Genomic DNA, 21,840 nt, shown 5'->3' on the forward strand with positions numbered 1-21,840 from the left:
TTCATCGCTTGCGGCTCTTGGGATCAAGGGCGTCACGCAGCGCGTCGCCAAGCATGATGAAGCTCAGGACCGTGATGGACAGTGCGGTTGCGGGGAACATCAGCACCTCGGGGTTGGTGCGCAACGTGTCCTTCGCTGCGGAAATGTCGTTACCCCAGGACATGATGCTGCCGGGCAGGCCAATGCCGAGGAAGGACAGCGTTGCTTCCGTCACGATGAAGACGCCAAGCTCCATGGTGGCCAGCACGATGATCGGCGCAAGCGCGTTCGGTACGACGTGCCGGACCAGCGTGCCGATCTTGGAGACGCCGAGTGAGCGTGCGGCGGTAACGAAATCCGCGTTGCGGACCTCGATCACCGCGCCGCGGGTGATGCGGGCCATTTGGGGCCAGCCGAGCATCACGATGACCATGACCACCGTGAAGACGCTCTTGTTCTCGCGGAAGAACGGGAGCTGGGTGACTACCAGTGCGCCGAGGACCAAAGGCAAGGCGAAGAAGATGTCGCCGATGCGGGCAATCACGGTGTCAACCCAGCCGCCGAAGAAACCGGCCAGCGCGCCGAGCGTAACTCCGATGATCAGCACGAAGATGACGGAGACGACGCCGACGGTCAAGGATGCCTGCGTGCCGTGGATGACGCGGGAGTAGATGTCGCAGCCCTGGAAGGTGAATCCCAGGGGATGGCCGGCCGAGGGACCCCCGAGGGAGTCGGCCAGCTGACAGTTGTCGTTCGGGGCTGTCTGTGTGAACAGGCCCGGGAAGAACGCGACGACGAGGAGCAGGAGAATCATGAGCGCCGAGATGATGAAGAGCGGCCGACGGCGGAGCTTCCGCCAGGCATCAGCCCACAGGCTCAGGGGTGCTGCGTCGACCTTGAGGGTATCGGTCGCGAGCAGCGGTGTCTCGTCGATAGGGGCAACGTAGTGCTCGATCTGACGGTTACTTTTCATATCGGATCTACTTTTCATAGCGAATCCTGGGGTCAAGCCAGGCGTAGAGGAGGTCGACCAACAGGTTGGCGGCAACGAAGACCAGTACCAACACGCTGACAATGGCGACGACGGTGGGGCCTTCGCTGCGGATCACGGCTTGGTAGAGCTTTTGGCCGACGCCGGGCACGTTGAAGATGCCTTCGGTGACGATCGCACCGCCCATCAAGCCACCCAGGTTCGCGCCCAGGTAGGTGACCACGGGAATCATGGAGTTTCGCAGGATGTGGGCCAGGACCACGCGGGGTCGGGAAAGGCCTTTTGCGGTTGCGGTGCGGACGTAGTCGGCGTTCATGTTTTCAATGACCGAGGCGCGGGTCAGGCGCAGCACGTAGGCAAAGGACACGAGGCCAAGAACCGTCGCCGGAAGGATCAGGGTGCCCCAATCCGCGTTGGATCCAACGGTCGGCTTGGCCCAGCCGAGCTGCACGCCAACGACGAGCTGGAGCACGAAGCCCAGGACGAACGTCGGGACGGCAATGACGACGAGGGAAGCGACCAGCACGGTGGAGTCGAAGATCTTCCCCTTGCGCAGGCCGGCAATCAGGCCGAAGGCCACTCCGAAGACGGCCTGGATGGCAAGGGCCTCGACGGCGAGCATGGCGGTGACCGGGAAAACACGGCCAAGGGTGGCGGCGATTGGCTGGCCGGTGAAGTCCACCCCTAGGTTGAAGGTGAAGAGGTTCTTGAGGAACAGCCCGTACTGGACCCAGAACGGCTGGTCGAGGTTGTATTGCTGGCGCAGCGCGGCAATGACGGACTCGCTGGGCGGCCGGTCGCCGAACAGGGCGCGGATGGGGTCGCCCGGGAGGGCAAAGACCATGAAGTACACGAGCAGGGTGGTTCCCAGGAACACGGGGATGACCTGCAGCAAACGCCGGAGGATGTACTGGGTCACAGCAACGGTTCCTGGACGCTCTTGGAAATATAGGGATTCATTGGGGACAGCTTTCGTGCCGAATCAAGGCATGGGGGCCCGGTTTGTGGCCGGACCCCCATACGCTAACGAGCTTGGAACAAGTCCAGAAGGACTATTTTGCGGTGATGTTGTAGTACAGCAGGACGCCGTTCCAGCCGGAGTCGACGTTGCTGACGTTCTGGCTCCATACGGCCTGGCGGGCCTGGTACCACAAGGGCAGGTTCGGAAGGTCCTTGAAGAGGATTTCCTGTGCCTGGGTGAACTTCTTGTTGGCGTCGTCCGTGGACTTGGATGCAAGGCCCTCGGTCAGCAGCTTGTCGAAGTCAGGGTTGCTGTAACCCTCGTAGTTGGCGCTGGCACCGGTCTTCAGCAGCGGGCCGAGGAAGTTGTACAGCGACGGGTAGTCTGCCTGCCAGCCTGCGCGGGTGAAGCCCGGGAGGGTCTTCGCCGTGCGGAGGTTCAGGATCTCTGCGAACTTCGCAAACGGCTGGCCTTCTGCCTGGATGCCGAGGTTGTTCTTCAGGTTGTTGGCAACAGCGTCAATCCATTCCTTGTTGCCACCATCGGTGTTGTACGCGAGCTGGAGAACCTTGCCGGCGGGCCACGGGCTCATGGCGTTTGCCTTCGACCAGAGGTCCTTGGCCTTCGCGGCGTCGAACTTCAGGACGTCGGAGCCGGCCACGTTGTCGTTGTAGCCGTCGATGGACGGCGACGTGAAGTCCTTCGCCGGGATGCGGGTGCCGTTGAAGACGACCTTGGTGATCTCATCGCGGTTGATCGCCATGGAGATGGCCTGGCGACGCAGCTGGCCGGCCGGTCCCTGGAACTCAGGCAGGTAGTTCGGGATGTTCAGGGTCGCGTTGCCTGCGTAAGCCTTGTTCAGGTTGTGGTCCGGGAAGTCCGTGGTGTAGGTCTTCAGGGCGTTCGTCGGCAGGACGTCGGTCACGTCAAGGTTGTTGGCCTGGACGTCCGTGTAAGCCGGAGCCGGGTCGGTGTAGAACTTGAAGGTCACGCCACCGTTCTTGGCCATACGGTTGCCCTGGTAGTCAGGGTTCTTGACGAGGGCAATCTGGCTGTCGTGCTGCCAGGCACCCTTCGCGGCCATCTTGTATGGGCCGTTGCCGATGGGGTTTTCGCCGAAGGCCTTCGGGTCCTTCAGGGCGTCAGCCGGAAGCGGCATGAAGGCGGAGTAGCCGAGGCGCTGCGGCCAGTCGGCTTCCGGCTGGGCCAGCTTGACCGTGATGGTCGAATCGTCCTTGAGCACGAGGCCGGACATCGTCTGGGCGGTCGGTGCGGGAGTCGACGTTGACTTGCCGTCCGCGCCCTTGGTCGTCTTTACGGCGCTGACTGCGTCGTAGCCTTCGATGGATTCGAAGAAGCTGCTGCTGGCCTGGGCGTTGGTGCTCAGGGCTGCGAAGTTCCAAGCGTCAACAAAGCTCTTGGCAGTAACTGCCTCGCCGTTGGTGAACTTGGCGCCCTTCTTGACCTTGATGGTGTAGTTCTGGCCGTCAGTCGTGTCAATGGACTCCGCGAGTGCGTTCACGGACTTGCCATTGGCGTCGTAGCTGGTCAGGCCTTCGAACAGGAGGTCGACAACGCGGCCACCGTACACCTCGTTGGTGTTGGACGGGAGCAGGGGGTGCTGGGGTTCATTGCTGTATGCGGTGATGATTTTGTTCGGATCGCCGGCAGCGGTTGCTGCACTGCTTCCGGCGCCGGCGCTGCCGCATCCGGTGAGGGCAAGTGCGGCGACTGCCAGCAAGCCAAGAGCTTTGGAAGTGCGCGAAAAACGCATTCCGCCTCCTATGGATTCAGGGGGATGGGTCAGGGCAACTCATAGCTGCCCCCGGGGCCAGGCACAGAAATATCCTGTGACGCGGCCTACATGGATGTGTAATCCTAACCACAGCTTGTCCGAAATATGGAATCCCATTGGCGTGAAGAACGAAGTGTGCAGTTGACAGTTTTAGTAATGAAGCAGTCATTTCACGTAAATGAAGCAGTCATTTCACGCAATGAGCCCTGCGTTGCTAGACTCGACATGCCTGATCCCTGATTTTCCCCGGAATGTTGGGCTATTTATGGCACCCCAAAGGGGTACAACAGACACACCCGGCGCCTCAAACAAACACAAGAACACCCACGAAAAAGAGCCCCCGCCGCCTATGGCGACGGAGACTCTCTTGCGGTTGCGCCGGTCGGTTCGTGCCGCCGGGAACGCCTCCGGATTGCTACTCGATGCCCGCCGCCATGAGCTGCGCGCGCAGTTCCCGACGCTCGCGCTGCTTCTCGGGGTCCGGAAGCGGCACCGCGGCCAGCAGCCTCTGCGTGTAGGGCTCCTGCGGATTGCGGAGGATCTGTTCCCGGGTGCCTTGCTCCACGATCCGGCCTCGCTGCATCACGCAGATCCGGTCCGCGAGCACATCAACCACGGCGAGGTCGTGCGTGACGAACAAGCACGCGAACCCCAGCTCCCTCTGCAGGTTCTGGAAGAGTTCCAAGACCTTTGCCTGCACCGAAACGTCCAGCGCCGACGTCGGCTCATCCGCGACCATGAGCTTGGGCTGCAGCGACAGCGCCCGGGCAATGCCGACGCGCTGCTTCTGGCCGCCTGACAATTCATGCGGATACCGGTTGCGGTAGCCGCGCGGCAGTTCCACCTGGTCCAGAAGGGTCTCAATCCGTTTCTGCAGATTGACGCCCTTCGCCACCCCCGCAAGGAACATCGGCTCGCCGATGCTCTCACCGATGGGCAGCCGAGGGTTCAACGACGACGACGGATCCTGGAACACCATGCCGATGTCGCGCCGCACTTGGTGCAGCTGCTTTCCATTGCGCTTGGCGGCGGAAATGTCCTGCCCCACCACCCGCATGCTGCCTTCGGCTACGGGCAAGAGCCCGACGGCGGCGCGTCCAATGGTCGTTTTGCCCGAACCGGACTCCCCGACGAGACCCACCACCTGACCGGGGTAGATCACGAGATTTGCCCCCTCGACAGCACGGAACGCCGGGACCCTGCCCTGCTTGGGGTACTCGATGGCCACGTCGACCAGCTCAAGCACCGGTTCACCCTTGGGCCTGGACGCTTCTTCCGCCGCTGCCTTCAAAGCAGTCTGGTTCTCGCGCTCCCGGCGGACCAGCTCGTCGTGATCGACCGATTCCAGCTCGGCGTGGGTTGCCGCGGCCAATGCCGCGGTGACGTCGACGTCGGTGCTGTCCGCCCCCTGTCCCAGGTGGGGAACGGCGGCCAGAAGAGCCTGCGTGTATTCGTGCTGCGGGTTGCTGAAGATTTGTTGTGCAGTGCCGCTCTCCACGATGACGCCCTTGCGCATCACTGCGATCCGGTCGGCGAGGTCTGCCACCACGCCCATGTCGTGCGTGATCAGGACGATTGCGCTGTCCAGCTTGTTGCGCAGGTTGCGCATCAGATCCAGTATTTCGGCCTGGACCGTCACGTCCAACGCAGTAGTGGGTTCGTCTGCGATCAGGAGCTTGGGATCGCAGGACAATGACTGCGCGATCATGGCCCGTTGCCGCTGGCCGCCGGAGAGCTGGTGCGGATAGGACTTGAATGCCTTCTCCGGATCCGGAAGTTCCACCAGCTCGAGCATGCGCACGGCCCGCTTCCTTGCTTCATCCGGGGAGATCGAGTTGTGCAGCCGGAGCGTCTCGACGATCTGCGCACCCACGGTGTACACAGGGTTGAGCGCGGTCATGGGCTCCTGGAAGATCACGGCGACGTCCTTGCCCCGGACCTCGCGGATGTTGCCCGACTTTTCGCCGAGCAATTCCTTGCCCGAAAGCTTCACACTTCCCCGAACGCGGCTGTTGCTGGGCAGCAAGCCGAGCAGGGCCATGGAGCTGGCGCTCTTGCCGGAACCGGACTCACCGACGATGGCGAGGACCTCGCCGGCCCTGACCTCGTAGTTCAGTCCGATGGCGGCAGGAACCCATTTCTTGTCTACGCCGAAGTCGACGCTGAGATCGCGTACTTCCAGGACCATGGCCCCGCGCGTGCTCCTGTCCGACTCGGTTTCGAGCTGGGTAGCCTCCGGTTCGGGGCTGGCGTTGTCAGTCATGTTGGGTCTTCCCTTCCACCCGGGCCACCCTCCAAGGGGTGATTAGTGAAGTAGCCCGGAATCCTGAATTATTAGGGGCATGAGCAGAGAGCCGTATGCCGGAAATGTCGAAATCTTCAAGGCCCGCACCAGCAAGTTGTTTGCTTGGATCTGCTGGGCCGTTGCGGTTTTCGGAGTGGTGGTCACGCTTGTGGCAGGCGGGCCGCGGGCCCTTCCGGGAGCCGCTCCCCTGCTCTTCGTAGCGTTCCTTGGCTGGTTGCTCTTCTGGCGCCCGGTGGTGGTGGTCCGGGATTCCGGCGTCGCGCTGGAGAATCCCTACCGGACCATCGATGTTCCGTGGGACGCACTGGTGCAAGTTGATACCCGCTACGCCCTCACGCTGGTGACGCCGCGCAAGAAGTACCCGGCGTGGGCTGCTCCCGCACCGGGAATCTGGGGCGGGCGCAATGCCCGCCCCGAACACCTCAAAGGACTCCCGGGCACCACGTACGGCCCCGGCAGCTCGGTTCGCCCCGGGGACCTCAAGAACACCGATTCCGGTGCCGCTGCAGTCCTCGTGCGCACCCGCTGGCAGGACCTCGTGGAGGCCGGCCGCGTGGAACCCGGCCGGGCCGAGGACGCCCTGGTGACGGTCGCCGTCGGATGGTTCCGGATAGCGGCCACGGTGGTCCTGGCCGCGGCCAGTTACTGGGCGGTCTTCCTGTAGGCGGTTTTCCCGGACAGGTCGCACTCAGCTGCCTTTCGAGGCATCGGCAACCGGCGCCGTCGTGCTGGAGTGGCTTGTGGTTTCGACGGCGCTCTTCGCTTTGAACTTCTTCTGCCGCGGATCGAAGGCGTCCCGCAGGCCGTCACCGATGAAGTTGATGCTCAGGCAGATGAGGATGATGAACAGGCCGGGGAACCAGAACAGCCACGGCCGTGTGGCGAAGGCTTCCTGGTTCTGGGCAACCAACAGGCCCAGCGAAGTGTCGGGAGCCTTCACGCCGAGACCCAGGTAGCTGAGGGCGGTCTCCAGCAGGATCGCCGCGGACATCGTCAGGGTCACGTTCACGATCAACACACCGACGGCGTTGGGGAGGATGTGCTTGAAGATGATCCTTGCGTTCGACGCTCCGGAGATCCTGGCTGCGTCCACGAACTCCCGCTCGCGCAGGGTCAGGAACTCTCCGCGGACCAGGCGGGCGAGGCCCACCCAGAGGACGAAGCCGAGGAAGACGCCGAGAATGACGACGCCGTTGTTGGAAGCAAAGCTTGCAATCCAGCTGCCTTCATCCCTGCGGTTGGCAATCTGGCCAACCACGGCCGCGAGGAGCAACACCGGGATGATGATGATGACGTCGGTGAGGCGCATCAGGATGGCTTCCACCCAGCCGCGGAAATAGCCGGCAAGGCCACCGACGATTGCGCCGACCGCCCCCGCGATGGCACCAATCAGGACCATGACGGTGATGGACTGCTGGGCGCCGCGCATGGTCATGGCAAACAGGTCGCGGCCAATCCGGTCCTGGCCGAACGGGTGCTCGCCCCAAGCAAGGGGCCACAACGACGACGTGGGGACGCCATCATTGACGAGGGGCGAAACATCCGTGTGGTTGTACTTCCACCACCCGGGTATGCCGAAGGCACCCACGGAAGTGAAGGCGAGCAGGAAGATCGCGGCGAACACTGCGAGCCCGATCAGGGCTCCGGTGTGGCCAAAGAACCGTTTGCGGACAATCTGGCCTTGGCTGAGGCCTCCGGTTGCTTCGCTGCCGGCCTCGGCGCCTGCGGCTTCGGCAAGCGCCTGTTGTGCCAGGATTTCTTCCTCTTGGGTTGGCTGGCTCATGCTTTGATCCTTACGCGTGGGTCGAGAGCGGAGTACGCGAGGTCCGCTACGAGGTTGAAGACCATTGCGGTGATGGCAACGCACAGGAAGACACCCATAACCGGGTTCACGTCCGAGCGTTGCAGTCCGTCAATGAACAGGAAGCCCATGCCACGGACGGAAAACACCGATTCCGTAATGACTGCGCCACCGATCAACGCGCCGATATCGAAGGCTACGATCGTCGCGATGGGTATCAGGGCGTTCCTGAATGCGTGGCCCATGATCACGGACCGTTCGCTCAGGCCCTTGGCCCGCGCCGTCCGGATGTAGTCCATGTTCATGATTTCCAGCATCGACGAGCGCGTGAATCGCGTGTAGCTGGCCAGGGACACCAGGATGAGGGCGATGGTTGGCAACACGAGGTGGGTCAGCGTGTCGGTGGACATGATCCAGAAGTCACCCTGAATGTTCGGGGTTCCTGCACCGATGGTGGCGATGGGGCGTCCGCGAACCCTGCTGTTGTTGAAGTACGACGGCCACGCTTGCATGAAGCGGTCCATCACAACGAGCGCTCCCACCAGGAAAGCGGTGATCGCGGCGGCACGCATTGACTGCCCGCGGTCGTAGCCGCCCATGAAGTACCCGACCGCCAGTCCAACAAGGATGGTGGCGATGGCAAGCAGGAAAATCATGAGCCCGGTCGCATCGTTGAGCAACGGTTGGACCGCGAAGTAGGCGATCACGCCGATGCCCACCACGATCAGGCTTGACTGGAGGGCCTTGCGGTTCTTGAGTCCTGAAACCAGGACGGTGACTCCGAAGGCAATTCCCACTCCAAGAATGGCAATGACGACAGGGCCCAAACCGGGATTGCGGAACCACTGCGTGAGGGAGAAATAGAAAAGGATGAGGGAGACGGCCACAAAGACCGACCCGCCGACGATGAGCCGGCGTTTGGCCGCGCCGCCGACAACCACGGCGCCGATAACGCCAAGGACGGCACCGATCCCCAAAGCGACGGTCGGCGGTATTTCCGGATTTCGAAGGAAGTCGTTGAAGCCGATGGCGCCGAATTCCTTCAGCAGGACGGCAACCCAGAAGATCGGCAGCGAGAAGAAAAGGAACGCCATGAACGTCACGCCGTAGTCCAGCGCGCTGTACTGGCGGAGTGCTGTGACGATGCCGAGGGAAATGCCGATCAGGATGGCCAGGATCGTAGCGCCCGTGACGAGCGTGAGCGTTTGAACCAAGGCAAAGCCGAGAGCTTCGGTAATGGGCTGCCCGGCGATGTTCTTGCCGAGGTTGCAGGCGTTTCCGAACGGCACAATGCATTGGGCCGCACCGCCGAGCCACTTGAAGTAGCGCAATGGCGGTGGCGTGTTGAGGTCAAGCAGATCGATGCGGGCATCCATCAGCGCTTGCCGGTTCGGCGCGCTGCTGGCCCGGAACTCGGCCAGGGGATCTCCGGACGACGCTGTCAGGAGATACACCAGGAACGATGCTCCGAGAAGAATGAACGCGGCGGTAATCAACCGCCGGACTATATAGGTCAACATGGTGAGGAACCTCGAAATCCAGGCCCGGGTTCGCCGGCGCCCATCGCAGAATCGTGCCCGTTCCCTGGATGAGGTTGTGGGAAGCGGACAATATGCCGGTGCACCAACCAAGGCGCCGGGACCATGATACGTCGGTCCCGGCGCCTTGGCTGGTAATTTAGCTCAGCGAGCAAGGTTTACTTCTGAGCCCACTCCCAGAAGTTCCACCAAACGCCCGTCTGGTTCGGCATGAGCTTCACGCCGGTGATGCGGTCGCTGTAGGCGTCCACGTTCACTGACTGGAAGAGCGGAAGACCATAGGAGCTGTCCCAGATCTTCTTGTCGATCTGCTTCTGGAGGTCATCCTGCTTGCTGCGGTCGGTAGTGACCACGAGCTGCTCCATCAGCTTGTCCGCGTCGGTGTTGCTGAACTGGTTGAAGTTGTTTCCACCGTCGGTCTTGAAGATCTGCGGAACACCGGACACGCCGACACCCGGGTTGATCCAACCGAAGATGGTGGCGTCATAGCCGCCCTTGCCCAAGGCCTTGCCCCAGTCAGAGGCGCCCAGGCCGCCGTCGACGATCTTGAAGCCGGCCTTGGTGGCGGATTCGCGGATCAGCGAGAAGGCGTCAACACGGTTCGGGTTGTCCTTGTTGTACATGATGCGGATTTCCGGAGTAGCACCGTTCAGGAGCTTCTTGGCACCATCAATGTCCACGTCCTGGAAGGCCGAGGAGCCGTTGTTCTTGGCGGAATCAGCGTACGCAGCCTGCTGGGGTACGAAGATCTGGGAATCCAGCGGCTTCGCGTTCGGGTCAAGCTTGCCGATGATCTTGTTGACGATGTCCTTGCGGGGCACGGTCTTCATGAAGGCGGTACGCACATTCTGGTCGGCCAGCGGGCCCGAGAAGTTCAGGTCCAGGTGGTCGAAGGCCAACTGGTTGCCCTGGTCGACGGTAACGCCCTGGCTGGAGAGTGCCTTCAACTGGTCGAGAGTGTCAGCGGAAGCCTGCGGGGCAATGATGTCCGCCTCGCCGTTCTTGAGGGCTTGGACCTGGGCCGGTGCCGAACCGATGTACCGGACGGTGATTTCGTCAAGGTTCGGAGTCGGCCCCCAGTTGTAGTCCTTGTTCCGGACCATGGTGAGGGACTGGTCCTGGTTCATGCTCTTCACGATGTAAGGACCGTTGGAGAGGAACAGGGTCGGGTCCGCGGGAAGCGTCTTCGTATCGAAGCCAGTGTTCCACATGTCCGACATTGCCTTCAGCTTCGGGTCCGTCGGAAGTGGCGCCTTGGAGTTTCCGCGCGGCTTGCTCTTGAAGAAGTCAATCAGGGCCTGGGTGTCCTTCAGGCCAGCCTTCTGGGCAAGGACGTGTGCAGGAACGTCAATGCCGGGACCACCCAGCACGATCTCCCAGTCGGCGAACGGCTTGGAGTACTTGAGCGTGAGGGTCTTGTTGTTGTTGCTGATCTCCGGGAAGTCCGTCAGGCTCAAGCCGGTGTTGTCACCGGCGTAAGAGAAGTAGGACGTACCCGTCTTGGCCTTGGTGTCGGCGTCGTCGTAGTAACCGGAGAAGGCTGCCCACTGCAAGAGGAGGTCAGCTGCGGAAACCGGAGTGCCGTCAGACCACTTCACGCCATCGTTAATGGTGTACTTGACGGTCAGCGGGTTGTCCGAGACCTTCTCCATCGTGCCGAACTTGTCGTTGTGAACGACGTTCAGCTTGTTGTCGATGTAGTAGAAGCCCGAGTGCGTTGCGTAGCTGATCTTGGAGTTGATATCAGTGTTGCCATCGGCTGTGTTGGGGTTGAACGTGTTGAAAGCGTTGACCTCGACCACAGTGGCCGTGCCACCCGTCTTGGCAGCTGCTCCGGTGGATGGGGTATTGCCACCGGAATTGCCGGCACAGGCGCTCAGTGCCATTACGGCGATTGCCGCAATACCCACTGCTTTGGAAGTACGTCCGAAACGCATTCCGCCTCCTATTTTTTTGAGTGGAAAAAGCCGGCGCTGTTGACTCCGGCAGACTGCCACAACCCCCTCAGCAGGCTTGTGGCTCGTCTCACATGAGCAGTAGCCTAGCGCCCGGAACGGATGTTTGGGTCGAAAGTTTCCCGCCGGTAAAGTTTGTTATCGAGATGCAATCATTCAAGGACGTCCAAGTGGTTTCTTGATCCAAGGCAACATGACATGGGCCCCGATTCAAGGCGATTCGGGGCTTATGTCAGTTAATTCTCCATCACTGAACCCTTCAGGGCAGGAACTCCGGCGTGGGTCCGCATGGGCCGCTGGCAGGGTGGAGGGGGTATCCAGGCCTCGCCCCGGGGGCTACGTTGAGGTGCATGGGCGAGAAATTCACTTATGAGGGCGGTCCCCGCGACAAGGAACGCAGCGAGGGCGAGGTATCGGATTTCCCGGAGATTCACCCAGGCGGAGAGTACCAATGGTCCGGATTGGCGCACGGCCAACCGCTTGGCGATGAACCCGCCGGAGTGTCCGACGACGGCGAGCGCGCCACCGTCGTCTGGTTCCCGAAAACAACCGGTTAGTCTCGCTTTCCCCCGTATGCAGGCCTAGTCTTTTCTCAATTCACTGGTCTATTTGGGGGAATCATGGTCTCAACCCGTTCCATTCAGCGTGCCGTCATCGGCGCAATCGTCGGTTTGGCTCTGGCCGCGTGCGGCGCACCGGCGTCGGAAGTGCGCCACTTGCCAAGCGAATCAGCGGTGGCCACAGTTACGGCGTCGCCAAGCGAAAGCGTCAATGCGGCATTTTCTTCGTCGTCGCCTTCTCCTGAGGCCCCCACGACGGCGGCCGCTGCTCCGCCGTCGGCGACGCCGGTCGCCGTCGTACCAGCGCCCGCCGCACCAGCCCCGGCTGCACCGGCACCCGCAGTACAGGCGCCCGCAGTACAGGCGCCGGCGCCTGTTGTACCAGCCGCACCAGTGGCGCCCGCAGACCCTGGTCCCGCTGCCCAGCCGCCCGCAGCGCCGAACACGGTCCAAGGGATAATCCCCGGAGCCTTTTGCCCTAATGCCGACGTCGGCATGCAAGGGATTGCGGCAAATGGCCGGAGCTACGTCTGCGGCGGCAAGGGCGCCGACAAGAACGGGCACTACCACTGGAACGTGTAAAACGGCTGCCGTCGGTCGCAGGGCTGGAACCGTAGTCACGCCGAACCCACCAACGACGCGCAGGCGCGGTGCCTATATACGCCGTTTCAGCCCGACGTGTGCCGTCCGATACCCGAGCCGGGTGTAGAAGGCTCGGGCCCGTTCCCGTGCTTCGTCGGTGGTCACTTGTGCTAGTTGCGCCCCACGCGCACGGCCAAAATTGTGGGCCCACTCAAGCATCGCGGCACCCAAGCCCTGTGAACGTTCCGCGGCAGCAACTCGAAGTCCTTCGATCTGTAGTCGGGAAGAACCACCCCGGGAAAGTCCTGGAATGACGGTCAATTGCATCGTGGCAACAATGCAATCGGAATCATTGCGGACAACCCCCAGATAGTTGGAGCTGTCGCGAACAACCAGGTTGTAGGCCGCCTCGTATCGTTCGAACTCGGCGCACTCCCGATCCGGACCGAACTGATCATCCGACAGCAGCGCGGCGATGGCTTTAACATCATCGCGTCTCGCCCGTTCCAGCCTGAAGGTCCGGCCAGCCACGCGCAGAAGTCCTCGAACCGAGGACCGCGCATCTGACTGCAAGCGAGCGACCAGAAGATCAAGCCATCCGCCGACGCTGATCCGGGCCTCAACGGTGTCAGGATAGCGACACCTCAAATGCAACCCGGTGTCGTCCAGGATGAACCACAGCATGACGCCGTCCGTGTCGATTGTCGCGCTCACGTACTGGGCGTCGAGTCCGACGGAATCGATTCGCACAGGCAGCCTGCGCAGGTCCAGCCAGGAGATCGCGAACATCCCGGGAGCTACCGGCATGCCGCCCCATGGAGCCAGGACGTCCGCGAGGGGCCATGCGCCAAGCTGTACGGCCTCTTTGACCGCGGCCGCCGCGGCGAGCGGCTCGGCGACCGCAGACTCAAGTACCGAATTAGTGATGAACCATCCGACTGAGTCATGCCATTTGTCGTCGAAGCGGCTGTGCACGGGAAATACGGCTCGCAGCGGGGTTCCCGCCAACTCTCGGGTCACCGCGGTCATCGCGACAACGGCGAGTGCAAGCGTCGAGACACCGTCGTTGCGGGCTTGCGCCGCGAATGCCGCACCGTCGTCGAGATCGAAGACATCGCGAACTTCCACGCGCTCGCGCTGAGGATCGGGCGCACCCAGGGGCAGTGGGAATTGCGGCATTGCGCCGCCGCTGTCCCCGATGATTTGTTCCCACCGGTGGCGCACGTGGTCCGGCGCCGGTTTCCGGTCCAGCAGCGCCTGGGTGTGTTCAACAAACGCCGGCGCTGGCTCGGGCAACAGTTCACGGCCGTCGCTCCCGGCGTCGAGGGCTGACAGCAGGTCGCGCGCGATCACCAGCATCGACCACATGTCCACATGTGCGTGGTCGGCCGCGATCACAACGGTGATTCCAGCGGCAGTCTCCAAGACGCACAGCCGGTGTGAGGGGCGTTGGTATGGGGAGCAGGCCGCATCGAGGATGTCCCGCACCGCCTCATTGACGGCCTGGCCGGGAGATACCTCATGCTCCACCCAGGTTCCCGGACCAATTTCAATTTCGTGAAGCTCCGGATCGCCGTCCGCGCCGGGCACGAATGCCGTTCGCAGAGTTCCGTGACGGCCGACGACGGCCAGCCAGGCATCGGCAATTGCCTCACGACCAGTTGGTGAAGGCAGCCGAAAAGACATTGCCATCCAGGATCCGCGCCGGTCGCCGGCCCCGACATGGAGCCGCTGGTCAAAGGACACCGGAAGACGACCGCGGAGCGCAGACACGCTGACGTCATAGCCCCAAAGTCGTCCGAACGGTAGGCGCAGGTGCGTGACGTTGGTCAGGCGCATGGCAGTATCGTATCGCCCCAGATAGCCTGAATGCTCAACGCGGCCGCTCCAAGTGCCGCGGCCAGTGACGAAACGAGGAGCTTGATGCCCACTTTCGAGGTTCCCGGCGCCGAGCTTGCGGTTGCTTTGAGCGACGAATGTGGGCATCCGATTGTCCAACTGCATGGCCTCACCTCAAGCCGCGCGCACGATCGGGTTCTCAACCTCGACCTCGGCCGAGGGCTCAGTGGAACCCGGCTGCTGCGGTACGACGCACGCGGCCATGGCCGGTCGACAGGGCGGAAGGTCCCCGAGGACTATCAGTGGCAAAACCTCGCCGACGACCTCCTGCGGCTGCTCGATCACTGGTTCCCCGGCGAACGTGTCCACGGAGTCGGTCCCTCCATGGGTACCGGCACACTCCTGCACGCCGCTTCCCGCGAGCCGGACCGCTTTACCGGGCTCACTCTCATGGTGCCGCCCACTGCGTGGGAAACCCGAGCTGCGCAGGCTGCAAACTACCGGGTTGCCGCGGCGCTTATCGAGTCTGTTGGTGTCGAGGCATTCCTCGCCACCACCCGCGGAACAACACCACCGCCGGCCACGATTGGTGCTCCGGAGACCGTGCCCGACGTCCCCGATGCCCTCTTGCCGTCGGTATTTCGGGGCGCGGCACTCAGCGATCTGCCTGCTCCTGAGGCCGTCGCGCGAATCGATATCCCGACGACGATCCTGGCGTGGGTTGATGATCCGGGCCACCCGCTGTCAACCGCGGAATCCCTTGCCGCGCTGCTTCCCCAAGCAACACTGACGGTCGCCCGCACCCCGGACGATGTCGAAACCTGGCCCAATATCCTGTGCCGAGATATTGAACGTTGGGGCTGAGACTGGATGATCGTTACCCGATCAGGTAGACCATGCCGCGCCCCTCGTCGGCGAGATTGGCGGCGAAGACCCGAGCGAGTCGAAGATAGCCAACGGCATACTCGACGTCAAGGTCCCGATCGACACGTGGCGAATCCGGCAACCGCAGCCTCACCTCCGCATCAGAGATATCGTCCAAGTCCTGAGCAATCGTCAAAACCTCGGACGGAGTCAAGGCCCTTACCCACGGGTCCCAACCGTCGCCATGCATGGTCACGTTCCCTTCAAACATACGAAAAGCGGGTCGCGCCGCCATGGCCTCCCCCATTGGGGCCGTGAGAACCTGTAGATGCCGCCACGCCTTGTCCAGATAGAGCATGTCGCGCTCAGATATCAATTGCTCGAAGGTGGTACCACTGGTCCCGATACCAGGGTCAAGGCCCCAAGCATCAGCAAGCGGATCGACCGACACGAAGGTCATCGGGTCGGAAAGCACCCGTTCAGTGAGGTCGCCGTCGAATGCATATGCGTAATATCTGATTCCCATTCACCAAGTATTGCCAAAGAGCAAGCCGCGCAGGACGGTTGAGTTGCGCTATGTGGATAATTCGCGAGATGCACTGTACCGGCATGTCGATGACCAGCCGCACCGATTTGTTCACGCGATCTTGAGAGGCGTGATGGCCGCGATCTGCCCAGCCGCACGATCTTCGGCAACGTCGAGATCGTAATGCGTCTGCAGGTTGAGCCAGAACTGAGCCGACGTTCCAAAATACTTGCCGAGACGTAGTGCCGTGTCGGCTGTGATCGCACGCTTGCCGTGCACTATCTCATTGATTCGGCGCGGCGGCACATGGATCGCCACGGCGAGCTTGTTCTGCGTGATGCCGAAACCCACAATGAAATCCTCCATGAGAACTTCACCTGGGTGAATCGGCGCAAGATAGTCAATGGTAGTCAACGATCTCCACCTCCTCTGGTCCAGCGTCTGTCCACCTGAAGCAGATCCGCCACTGGTCGTTGATCCTGATGCTGTATGGACCGGCCCGGTCACCTTTCAGTGCTTCGAGCCGGTTCCCCGGCGGAACGCGGAGATCCTCGATCGACTCCGCGGACCCCACCTGGCGAAGCTTGCGGAGGGCGGACCGAAGGATCCGTGAATCCATCGAAGCCACATGCTCACGACTCCACAGCCGTTCGGTGTCTTTGCTCCCGAACGACCTGATCATGACATCAGGATATAACGCACGGCGTTAATAACGCTAGACGTTAAATCGGGGCCTCACGACGCGTTCCGTCACAGGAAAGCAGGCGTCCGGCCGGCGAAGTCACCCCGGTATACACCGCGCCGGATGGACGGCGTAACTATCGGCGCCACCGCAGCGAGCGGACGGATAGGCTGGGTGGATGGCGACAGTTATTCTCGTGCGGCACGGCCGCACTACAGCCAATGCCACTGGCCTGCTAGCCGGACGGGCCGTCGGCGTCGGCCTGGACGACATCGGGCGCGACCAGGCGGCCCTGACGGGAACCCGTCTCGCGGCAGTGCCCTTGGTCGCGGTGGTGTCGAGCCCTCTTGAGCGTTGCCAGCAGACGGCACAGCTCATCCTCGATCGCCAGGCCGGCACGCCGTACGCGCCGGTCGAGCCCGATCTCACCGAGTGCGATTACGGCCAGTGGCAGGGCCGCACGCTCAGTGATCTCGCGACCGAGGATCTGTGGCCGGTCGTGCAGTCCCAACCGTCCGCCGTCGTCTTCCCCGGAGGTGAATCCATGGCCGCGATGCAGGCTCGGTCGGTGGCCGCGATTCGACGCCACGATGCAGCCTTCGAAGCCGAGCACGGGCCTGGAGCCGTGTGGGTGGCCGTGAGTCACGGCGACATCATCAAGTCAATCCTCGCCGACGCGCTCGGCATGCACCTTGACCTGTTCCAGCGTCTTACCGTGGGCCCCGGCTCCGTATCGATCGTGCGCTACGGCGCTAGCCGGCCCAGCGTACACGCGACAAACACCGACGCGGGTGATCTGTCATGGCTGTCAAACGGCGTCCACTCTGGCGATGCGCCGGTGGGCGGCGGAGCGGGACGGCAGGCGCCATGAACCCCAGGCTTTAGAATACTGACATGCCTACACGTGTTCACGAGTTTGCCTGGCCTGATCGGGTCGTCGTCGGAACCATTGGCCTTCCAGGGGCGCGCACGTTCTACCTGCAGGTACGGGCAGGGACGCAGGTCGTAAGTATTGCCTTGGAGAAGCAGCAATCGGCTCTGCTCGCGGAGAAGATCGACGAAATTCTCGACCAGCTCATCACCGTGGAGGGCAACCCCTTCAGCGTTCCCACGAGTACTCCCATCGAACTTGTCGACAATGATCAGCTCGACGCCGTTCAGGAGCAGTTTCGCACCGGCGTCATGAGCCTAGGCTGGGACCCAACCACGGCCCAGGTGGTACTAGAGGCCTACCCCATCGCCGATGTCGATGCTGATGAAAGCGACCCGTCGCTTGATGAGGACGGCGCTGACGAGACCGAAATGCTCCTGGTGCGCATGCCGGTCGGCACCGCGCGCGCGTTCGCCAAACGCACCCGTGAGATCGTGGCCGCCGGGCGTCCGACGTGCCCGCTCTGCGGTTACCCGATAGACCCCGACGGGCACTTCTGTACCCTCCCCGAGGTCTGATGCCAGCGCCGGACCTAGTGACCGCCGAGCTGACGCTCACCGGCCGCATCACGACGGCTTCAAACGCTACGTTTCTGGGCAGCATAGGCGACGTGGCGGTTGTCTATAAGCCAATAGCCGGCGAAACCCCGCTGTGGGACTTTCCCCATCGCACCCTAGCTCTCCGGGAAGTGGCTGCCTACCTGGTCTCGCAGGCTTTCGGCTGGGACATCGTGCCGCGCACCTGGCTGCGCGATGGTCCGATGGGCGAAGGAATGGTGCAGCTCTGGCAGGACCAAGACCCCGCGCAAAACGCCGTGGACCTGGTCGAAACGGACCATGTGCCGGAGACGGGCTGGAAACCCGTCCTTGAGGGACAAGATGCGAACGGACGGATGGTCACCCTCGTTCACGAAGATTCACCAGCGCTCAGACGCATGGCGGTGTTCGACGTCGTCGTCAACAACGCCGACCGCAAAGGCGACCACATTCTTGCCATGACGGACGGACACCGGCACGGCGTCGACCATGGGCTCACCTTTCACCGAGACCACAAACTGCGCACGGTGCTGTGGGGATGGTTGGGAGACCCTCTGACAGCCGAGGAACTGGACGGCATCGATCGTGTCAGCGAAGGACTGCGCGGTGGGCTGGGCCGAAACCTGGCGGACTTGCTCAGCGCCGAAGAAATCGCATCGCTCGCCGCCCGCTGCGCCCGGTTGCGCTTGGCAGGGCGGTTTCCGGCTCCGAGCGGTGAGATGTCCGCGGTGCCTTGGCCGCTGTTCTAAGGGATTTGGGCGACGCCGAAGGCGCCACGACACGCTTTCCCGCCCTGGCAGGCCGACGCTGCGGGCGTGTGTTGTCCAGGCGGAAAGAAACCCGGCCAGACTTGTTTGGTGAGTCGGCAGCCGCGGCACCACGTACCCAGCCTGCGCCCAGAGTGGACGAATAAGGTAGTGGGGCTTACATGTCTGCGCAATGAACCGGCAGACACGAACCGCATGTGGAAGGACACCGAATGGCAAAGCCCACAACGAAGTCACTGAAAACCCGTATCGGAATCGGAGCGGCCGCCGTAGTGGCCGCCGGCGCAATGGCCACCGTCGGCATCGGAGTAGCAGCAGCCTCGCCGTCCGCCCCGGCGCCGTCCGCAACCGCAAGCCCGTCGGCCGGAGCCAAAACCGGCACCCACGCAGGTGCAGGGAATCTCGGCGCGTTCCTGCGCCTCAATGCGAACAGCCCGCAGGCTGCCGGGGACCGCGCCGCGAAGGCCGCCACCGCGCTGGTGAACCACTCGAAGGTTTTCTCCAAGCTTCCAGCCGCCTTGCAGGCGGACCTGACGACCCTCAAGAACGCCGCCCCGGCTGACCGGGTGAAGGACGCCGTCAAAATCAAGACCACCGCCCTCTCCGGCGGATACGGCGCCGACATCCAGAAGCGCGCCGAGAACCTGCAGAAGACCGCCACCGGGACCGCAGGGCTGCGGCAGGAATTGCGCACCGCCCTGGCTTCTGCCAACCCGGGCGCCGGCATGCAGAGGATTGCCGACCAACTCATCGGCCACCCGAAACTCTTCGCGAAGCTCCCGGCCAACCTGCAGTCGGATCTGAAGACCCTCAAGGCCGCCGCCCCGGCTGACCTGGACACCCAGGCCAACAAGATCAAGGACACTGCGCTGAACGGCGGATACGGTGCCAAGATCCAGAAGGCAGTCCAGTCGCTCGAGAAGAAGGCCTCCGCCGCGGCGCCCGCGGCCTAACGGGCCGCTCCATTTTCCGGTAAAGTGCCGCGCACCTGATCCTCCCGACAACCACAAAGGGTCCCCGCATCCGCGGGGACCCTTTGTGGTGGAATCACGGCCGAAACCAGGAAGACCCCCCGGTCTTCATTCCAGTCAGAGTGAATATGATTGCAGTAATCCCCTCCCTCGTCATCGCAAATCACCGTGCGGGTCTTACGTATTTGGCTTAGGCCAGCAACGGCGCGGAACGTGTCGGCGGCCCTTTGTGGCACGGTGGTCGACCGGCTTGCGGGGGTTCTGGAAGCCGGATGAGTAAGACCGCCGCACCGCAAATTAACGACCATCCGGCAACCGGACGGCGTGAGCCTCGGGTACCGGGCCACGTTTATCTGACTCTGGCGTTTGCCGGTCACGCCAGTTTCATGTGCCTTGCCCAAGTAGAATCCTCCGTGGAAAGAGCGGGGACGGCCTCCGTCGGCAGAAAGGGCACGGACTACATGAGCCAAGAACCGCAGCGGCTGACCGAGGAGACATCCGAGCGGCCCGACCTGCCACCACGAGCAACTCGAACCTTTGCCTTTTCGTGGCATAAAGCAATGAGATCACGGCATTGGCGCTTTTGGATGGGACTTTTCGAGGCGGTATCTGGATTGTTCATGGGAGGGGTTATAGTGCTCGCTTCCATCCCGGTCATCGGGCAAATACAGAACCTAAGGGTTTCAGAAGTGCAACGCCAGGCAGGATGGGTTGCGTCCATCATCGCCATAATCGTGGCCTTCAGCGTGGTGGCCATTGCTGGCGTGATCATCGGAGTCTGGAATCTGGTAACCATAAGGAGTACGGCAAGCTCACCATTGGTCGCGGCCATTTTTGTTTCCGCAGCGTCAATCGTGCTGCTGATGTTCTTCTGGGGCGAACCGTTCGATCCAATGAAAATCTCATTCGTCCTCTTGCACGTGCTGTTAAGCGTTTGGACCGCCGGAATCCTTCGGCTAACGAAAGACCTCGTTCCGTAACGCTGACAGGCCCGACCAGATCCGGCTCTCGTCCAGTCGATGTGATATGTCCGGCAAGGGATCGGCTAGCGGGCAAGACCGAAGGAGGACTCCCCGCGCCCAGTACGCTGTGCCCATGCAGATTCGTGAATCGACCCTGGACGACCTCGCACAAGTGCATGCGGTCTGTGATGCCAGCGCCCGAGCACGCTGGACCAGTGAGATGATCGCTCCCAGGAGCGACCGAGTCGTGTTGGTGGCTGTCACGCAAGGCGAGGTCGTCGGCGTAGCTAAGACGCATCTCCACCCGCATCCCGATGGCGGCGCACCAGCGGGCCACTATCTCGGGGGCGTCGTAGTCGCGCCGGGGTTCCGCCGGCGAGGAGTCGGTTCTGCCCTCACCCGTACGAGATTGGAATGGATCTGGTCTCGGGCCTCGACCGCTTACTATTTCACGAACGAACACAACACGGCATCCATCCGAATGCATGAGACTCTCGGCTTCGGCTTCCGGCCGGTCGTCCGATCCTCAATGATTCGCGGAGTGACCGCGGACGACGGTCGGTCCGAGCTCATTCTCTTCGAGGCGTCCCGGTAAGCGATCCCTTAGGTGCTTCCGAACAGCTTCGAACATAGTGACCTGACGTCACGCCGGCTTGAACCGCGAGGCTACCGACTCACGCGTCCTCGCCACATCAACGTCGCCGGCTGTCTGCTCCATAAGCACTTTGGCCAACCGTTTCGGCCAAAGCACGTGAACGCCACGAGTCGGGAACGCGCCCCCGATCAGGGGCCAGTCTGCTTCGATGAAGCACATCGCCCCGGTGACCGGAACATCCCCGACGAGGTCGCGCACGACGTCGACCTGTTTGAGCACCCCATCGACCAGTTTCGTGCAATCACGGCGGCCAACGAGGAGCTTCTCGACGCGTGGGCGAAGGATGCCGCCCTCGATCTTCAGCTCAGGCCGTCCCTTGTACCGCTTGGCATCAATCACCCAGATTTCACCGGGAGTGATGGCGATGTGGTCGATGTTGGCCTTCGAGCCCAGGATGCGCCGGTCGTGGAGGACAGCCAGGCCATCGGTGAAAGCACCCGCAACTGACCTGTAGCGCAGTCCCGGTCAAGGATCCCTTAGCGGGATACGTGGGTCACAATGCCGCCGACAAGTGGGCTCAGAGGACGCTAAGAACAGTTGCAGACGGTCTACCACACAGTCAGTGTTTGGCGGGCTGCGTAGGGTGATGGCCGCCCCTCCTCCTAGGCGCGACAGCGGCTACATCAGTGAGGGTTTGATC

22 protein-coding genes are annotated in these 21,840 nt (G+C 62.5%); 9 read left to right on the top strand and 13 right to left on the bottom strand.

The window, feature by feature from the left end:
• Window position 1: 1 nt before the first annotated feature.
• From KNN17_RS16380 to KNN17_RS16395, 4 genes are all read right to left on the bottom strand, one after another.
• Window positions 2-952, bottom strand: a complete 951-nt coding sequence (locus KNN17_RS16380; RefSeq protein WP_078108285.1) for an ABC transporter permease — start codon at window positions 950-952, stop codon at window positions 2-4.
• Window positions 953-959: 7 nt separating this feature from the next.
• Window positions 960-1,889, bottom strand: a complete 930-nt coding sequence (locus KNN17_RS16385) for an ABC transporter permease (protein ID WP_059387472.1) — start codon at window positions 1,887-1,889, stop codon at window positions 960-962.
• A gap of 133 nt (window positions 1,890-2,022) precedes the next feature.
• Window positions 2,023-3,705, bottom strand: coding sequence for a peptide ABC transporter substrate-binding protein (locus KNN17_RS16390; RefSeq protein ID WP_241710021.1), 1,683 nt, complete (start codon window positions 3,703-3,705; stop codon window positions 2,023-2,025).
• Window positions 3,706-4,141: 436 nt separating this feature from the next.
• Window positions 4,142-5,989, bottom strand: a complete 1,848-nt coding sequence (locus KNN17_RS16395; protein WP_241710022.1) for an ABC transporter ATP-binding protein — start codon at window positions 5,987-5,989, stop codon at window positions 4,142-4,144.
• A 79-nt stretch (window positions 5,990-6,068) separates the two neighbouring features.
• Here KNN17_RS16395 and KNN17_RS16400 point away from each other — a divergent pair, with 79 nt between their 5' ends.
• The gene (locus tag KNN17_RS16400; protein ID WP_241710023.1) at window positions 6,069-6,695 is read left to right on the top strand and encodes a PH domain-containing protein; all 627 of its coding nucleotides are present in this window, start codon (window positions 6,069-6,071) and stop codon (window positions 6,693-6,695) included.
• A gap of 24 nt (window positions 6,696-6,719) precedes the next feature.
• Here the strand turns inward: KNN17_RS16400 and KNN17_RS16405 are convergent, their stop codons facing one another.
• From KNN17_RS16405 to KNN17_RS16415, 3 genes are all read right to left on the bottom strand, one after another.
• Window positions 6,720-7,814: an ABC transporter permease gene (locus KNN17_RS16405; protein WP_078108281.1), complete on the bottom strand. Its 1,095-nt coding sequence runs from the start codon at window positions 7,812-7,814 to the stop codon at window positions 6,720-6,722.
• Entirely contained in the window at window positions 7,811-9,352 is a 1,542-nt protein-coding gene (locus tag KNN17_RS16410; RefSeq protein WP_241710024.1) for an ABC transporter permease, read from the bottom strand. The genes KNN17_RS16405 and KNN17_RS16410 overlap by 4 nt, the downstream gene beginning before the upstream one ends.
• A gap of 176 nt (window positions 9,353-9,528) precedes the next feature.
• Window positions 9,529-11,307 carry an ABC transporter family substrate-binding protein gene (locus KNN17_RS16415; RefSeq protein WP_241710025.1) on the bottom strand — a complete coding sequence of 593 codons (1,779 nt, stop codon included), beginning with the start codon at window positions 11,305-11,307 and terminating at the stop codon, window positions 9,529-9,531.
• Between the two features lie 368 nt (window positions 11,308-11,675).
• Here KNN17_RS16415 and KNN17_RS16420 point away from each other — a divergent pair, with 368 nt between their 5' ends.
• Window positions 11,676-11,882, top strand: coding sequence for a hypothetical protein (locus tag KNN17_RS16420; RefSeq protein ID WP_078108278.1), 207 nt, complete (start codon window positions 11,676-11,678; stop codon window positions 11,880-11,882).
• 83 nt (window positions 11,883-11,965) lie between these two features.
• Here KNN17_RS16420 and KNN17_RS16425 read toward each other — a convergent pair whose 3' ends face one another.
• On the bottom strand, window positions 11,966-12,331 hold the full coding sequence (locus tag KNN17_RS16425; protein ID WP_241710026.1) for a hypothetical protein: 366 nt from the start codon (window positions 12,329-12,331) through the stop codon (window positions 11,966-11,968).
• 208 nt (window positions 12,332-12,539) lie between these two features.
• On the bottom strand, window positions 12,540-14,306 hold the full coding sequence (locus tag KNN17_RS16430) for a GNAT family N-acetyltransferase (RefSeq protein WP_241710027.1): 1,767 nt from the start codon (window positions 14,304-14,306) through the stop codon (window positions 12,540-12,542).
• A gap of 84 nt (window positions 14,307-14,390) precedes the next feature.
• Here KNN17_RS16430 and KNN17_RS16435 point away from each other — a divergent pair, with 84 nt between their 5' ends.
• Window positions 14,391-15,170 carry an alpha/beta fold hydrolase gene (locus KNN17_RS16435; protein ID WP_241710028.1) on the top strand — a complete coding sequence of 260 codons (780 nt, stop codon included), beginning with the start codon at window positions 14,391-14,393 and terminating at the stop codon, window positions 15,168-15,170.
• Between the two features lie 13 nt (window positions 15,171-15,183).
• Here the strand turns inward: KNN17_RS16435 and KNN17_RS16440 are convergent, their stop codons facing one another.
• From KNN17_RS16440 to KNN17_RS16450, 3 genes are all read right to left on the bottom strand, one after another.
• Window positions 15,184-15,696 carry a DUF1877 family protein gene (locus KNN17_RS16440; RefSeq protein ID WP_241710029.1) on the bottom strand — a complete coding sequence of 171 codons (513 nt, stop codon included), beginning with the start codon at window positions 15,694-15,696 and terminating at the stop codon, window positions 15,184-15,186.
• Between the two features lie 111 nt (window positions 15,697-15,807).
• Window positions 15,808-16,110 carry a HigA family addiction module antitoxin gene (locus KNN17_RS16445; RefSeq protein WP_241710030.1) on the bottom strand — a complete coding sequence of 101 codons (303 nt, stop codon included), beginning with the start codon at window positions 16,108-16,110 and terminating at the stop codon, window positions 15,808-15,810.
• Window positions 16,097-16,378, bottom strand: coding sequence for a type II toxin-antitoxin system RelE/ParE family toxin (locus KNN17_RS16450; RefSeq protein ID WP_241710031.1), 282 nt, complete (start codon window positions 16,376-16,378; stop codon window positions 16,097-16,099). Before KNN17_RS16450 ends, KNN17_RS16445 begins: the two co-directional genes overlap by 14 nt.
• 178 nt (window positions 16,379-16,556) lie before the next feature.
• Between KNN17_RS16450 and KNN17_RS16455 the strand changes: the two genes are divergently transcribed.
• The 6 genes from KNN17_RS16455 to KNN17_RS16480 all read left to right on the top strand — a co-directional run bounded on the left by KNN17_RS16455 (window position 16,557) and on the right by KNN17_RS16480 (window position 21,140).
• A complete protein-coding gene (locus tag KNN17_RS16455) occupies window positions 16,557-17,249 on the top strand; it encodes a histidine phosphatase family protein (RefSeq protein ID WP_241710032.1) in 693 nt (230 codons plus the stop codon).
• Window positions 17,250-17,272: 23 nt separating this feature from the next.
• A complete protein-coding gene (locus KNN17_RS16460) occupies window positions 17,273-17,827 on the top strand; it encodes a DUF3090 domain-containing protein (protein ID WP_241710033.1) in 555 nt (184 codons plus the stop codon).
• Window positions 17,827-18,594 carry an SCO1664 family protein gene (locus tag KNN17_RS16465; RefSeq protein ID WP_241710034.1) on the top strand — a complete coding sequence of 256 codons (768 nt, stop codon included), beginning with the start codon at window positions 17,827-17,829 and terminating at the stop codon, window positions 18,592-18,594. The genes KNN17_RS16460 and KNN17_RS16465 overlap by 1 nt, the downstream gene beginning before the upstream one ends.
• Window positions 18,595-18,824: 230 nt before the next feature.
• A complete protein-coding gene (locus tag KNN17_RS16470; protein WP_241710035.1) occupies window positions 18,825-19,565 on the top strand; it encodes a hypothetical protein in 741 nt (246 codons plus the stop codon).
• 290 nt (window positions 19,566-19,855) lie between these two features.
• Window positions 19,856-20,563, top strand: coding sequence for a hypothetical protein (locus tag KNN17_RS16475; RefSeq protein ID WP_241710036.1), 708 nt, complete (start codon window positions 19,856-19,858; stop codon window positions 20,561-20,563).
• A gap of 115 nt (window positions 20,564-20,678) precedes the next feature.
• Window positions 20,679-21,140, top strand: a complete 462-nt coding sequence (locus KNN17_RS16480) for a GNAT family N-acetyltransferase (protein ID WP_241710037.1) — start codon at window positions 20,679-20,681, stop codon at window positions 21,138-21,140.
• 48 nt (window positions 21,141-21,188) lie between these two features.
• Here KNN17_RS16480 and KNN17_RS16485 read toward each other — a convergent pair whose 3' ends face one another.
• Window positions 21,189-21,659: a nuclease-related domain-containing protein gene (locus KNN17_RS16485; RefSeq protein ID WP_308196832.1), complete on the bottom strand. Its 471-nt coding sequence runs from the start codon at window positions 21,657-21,659 to the stop codon at window positions 21,189-21,191.
• Between the last annotated feature and the right edge of the window lie 181 nt (window positions 21,660-21,840).

The organism is Arthrobacter bambusae (assembly GCF_022606295.1).
In the GTDB taxonomy this organism is placed as follows: Bacteria; Actinomycetota; Actinomycetes; order Actinomycetales; family Micrococcaceae; genus Arthrobacter; species Arthrobacter bambusae_A.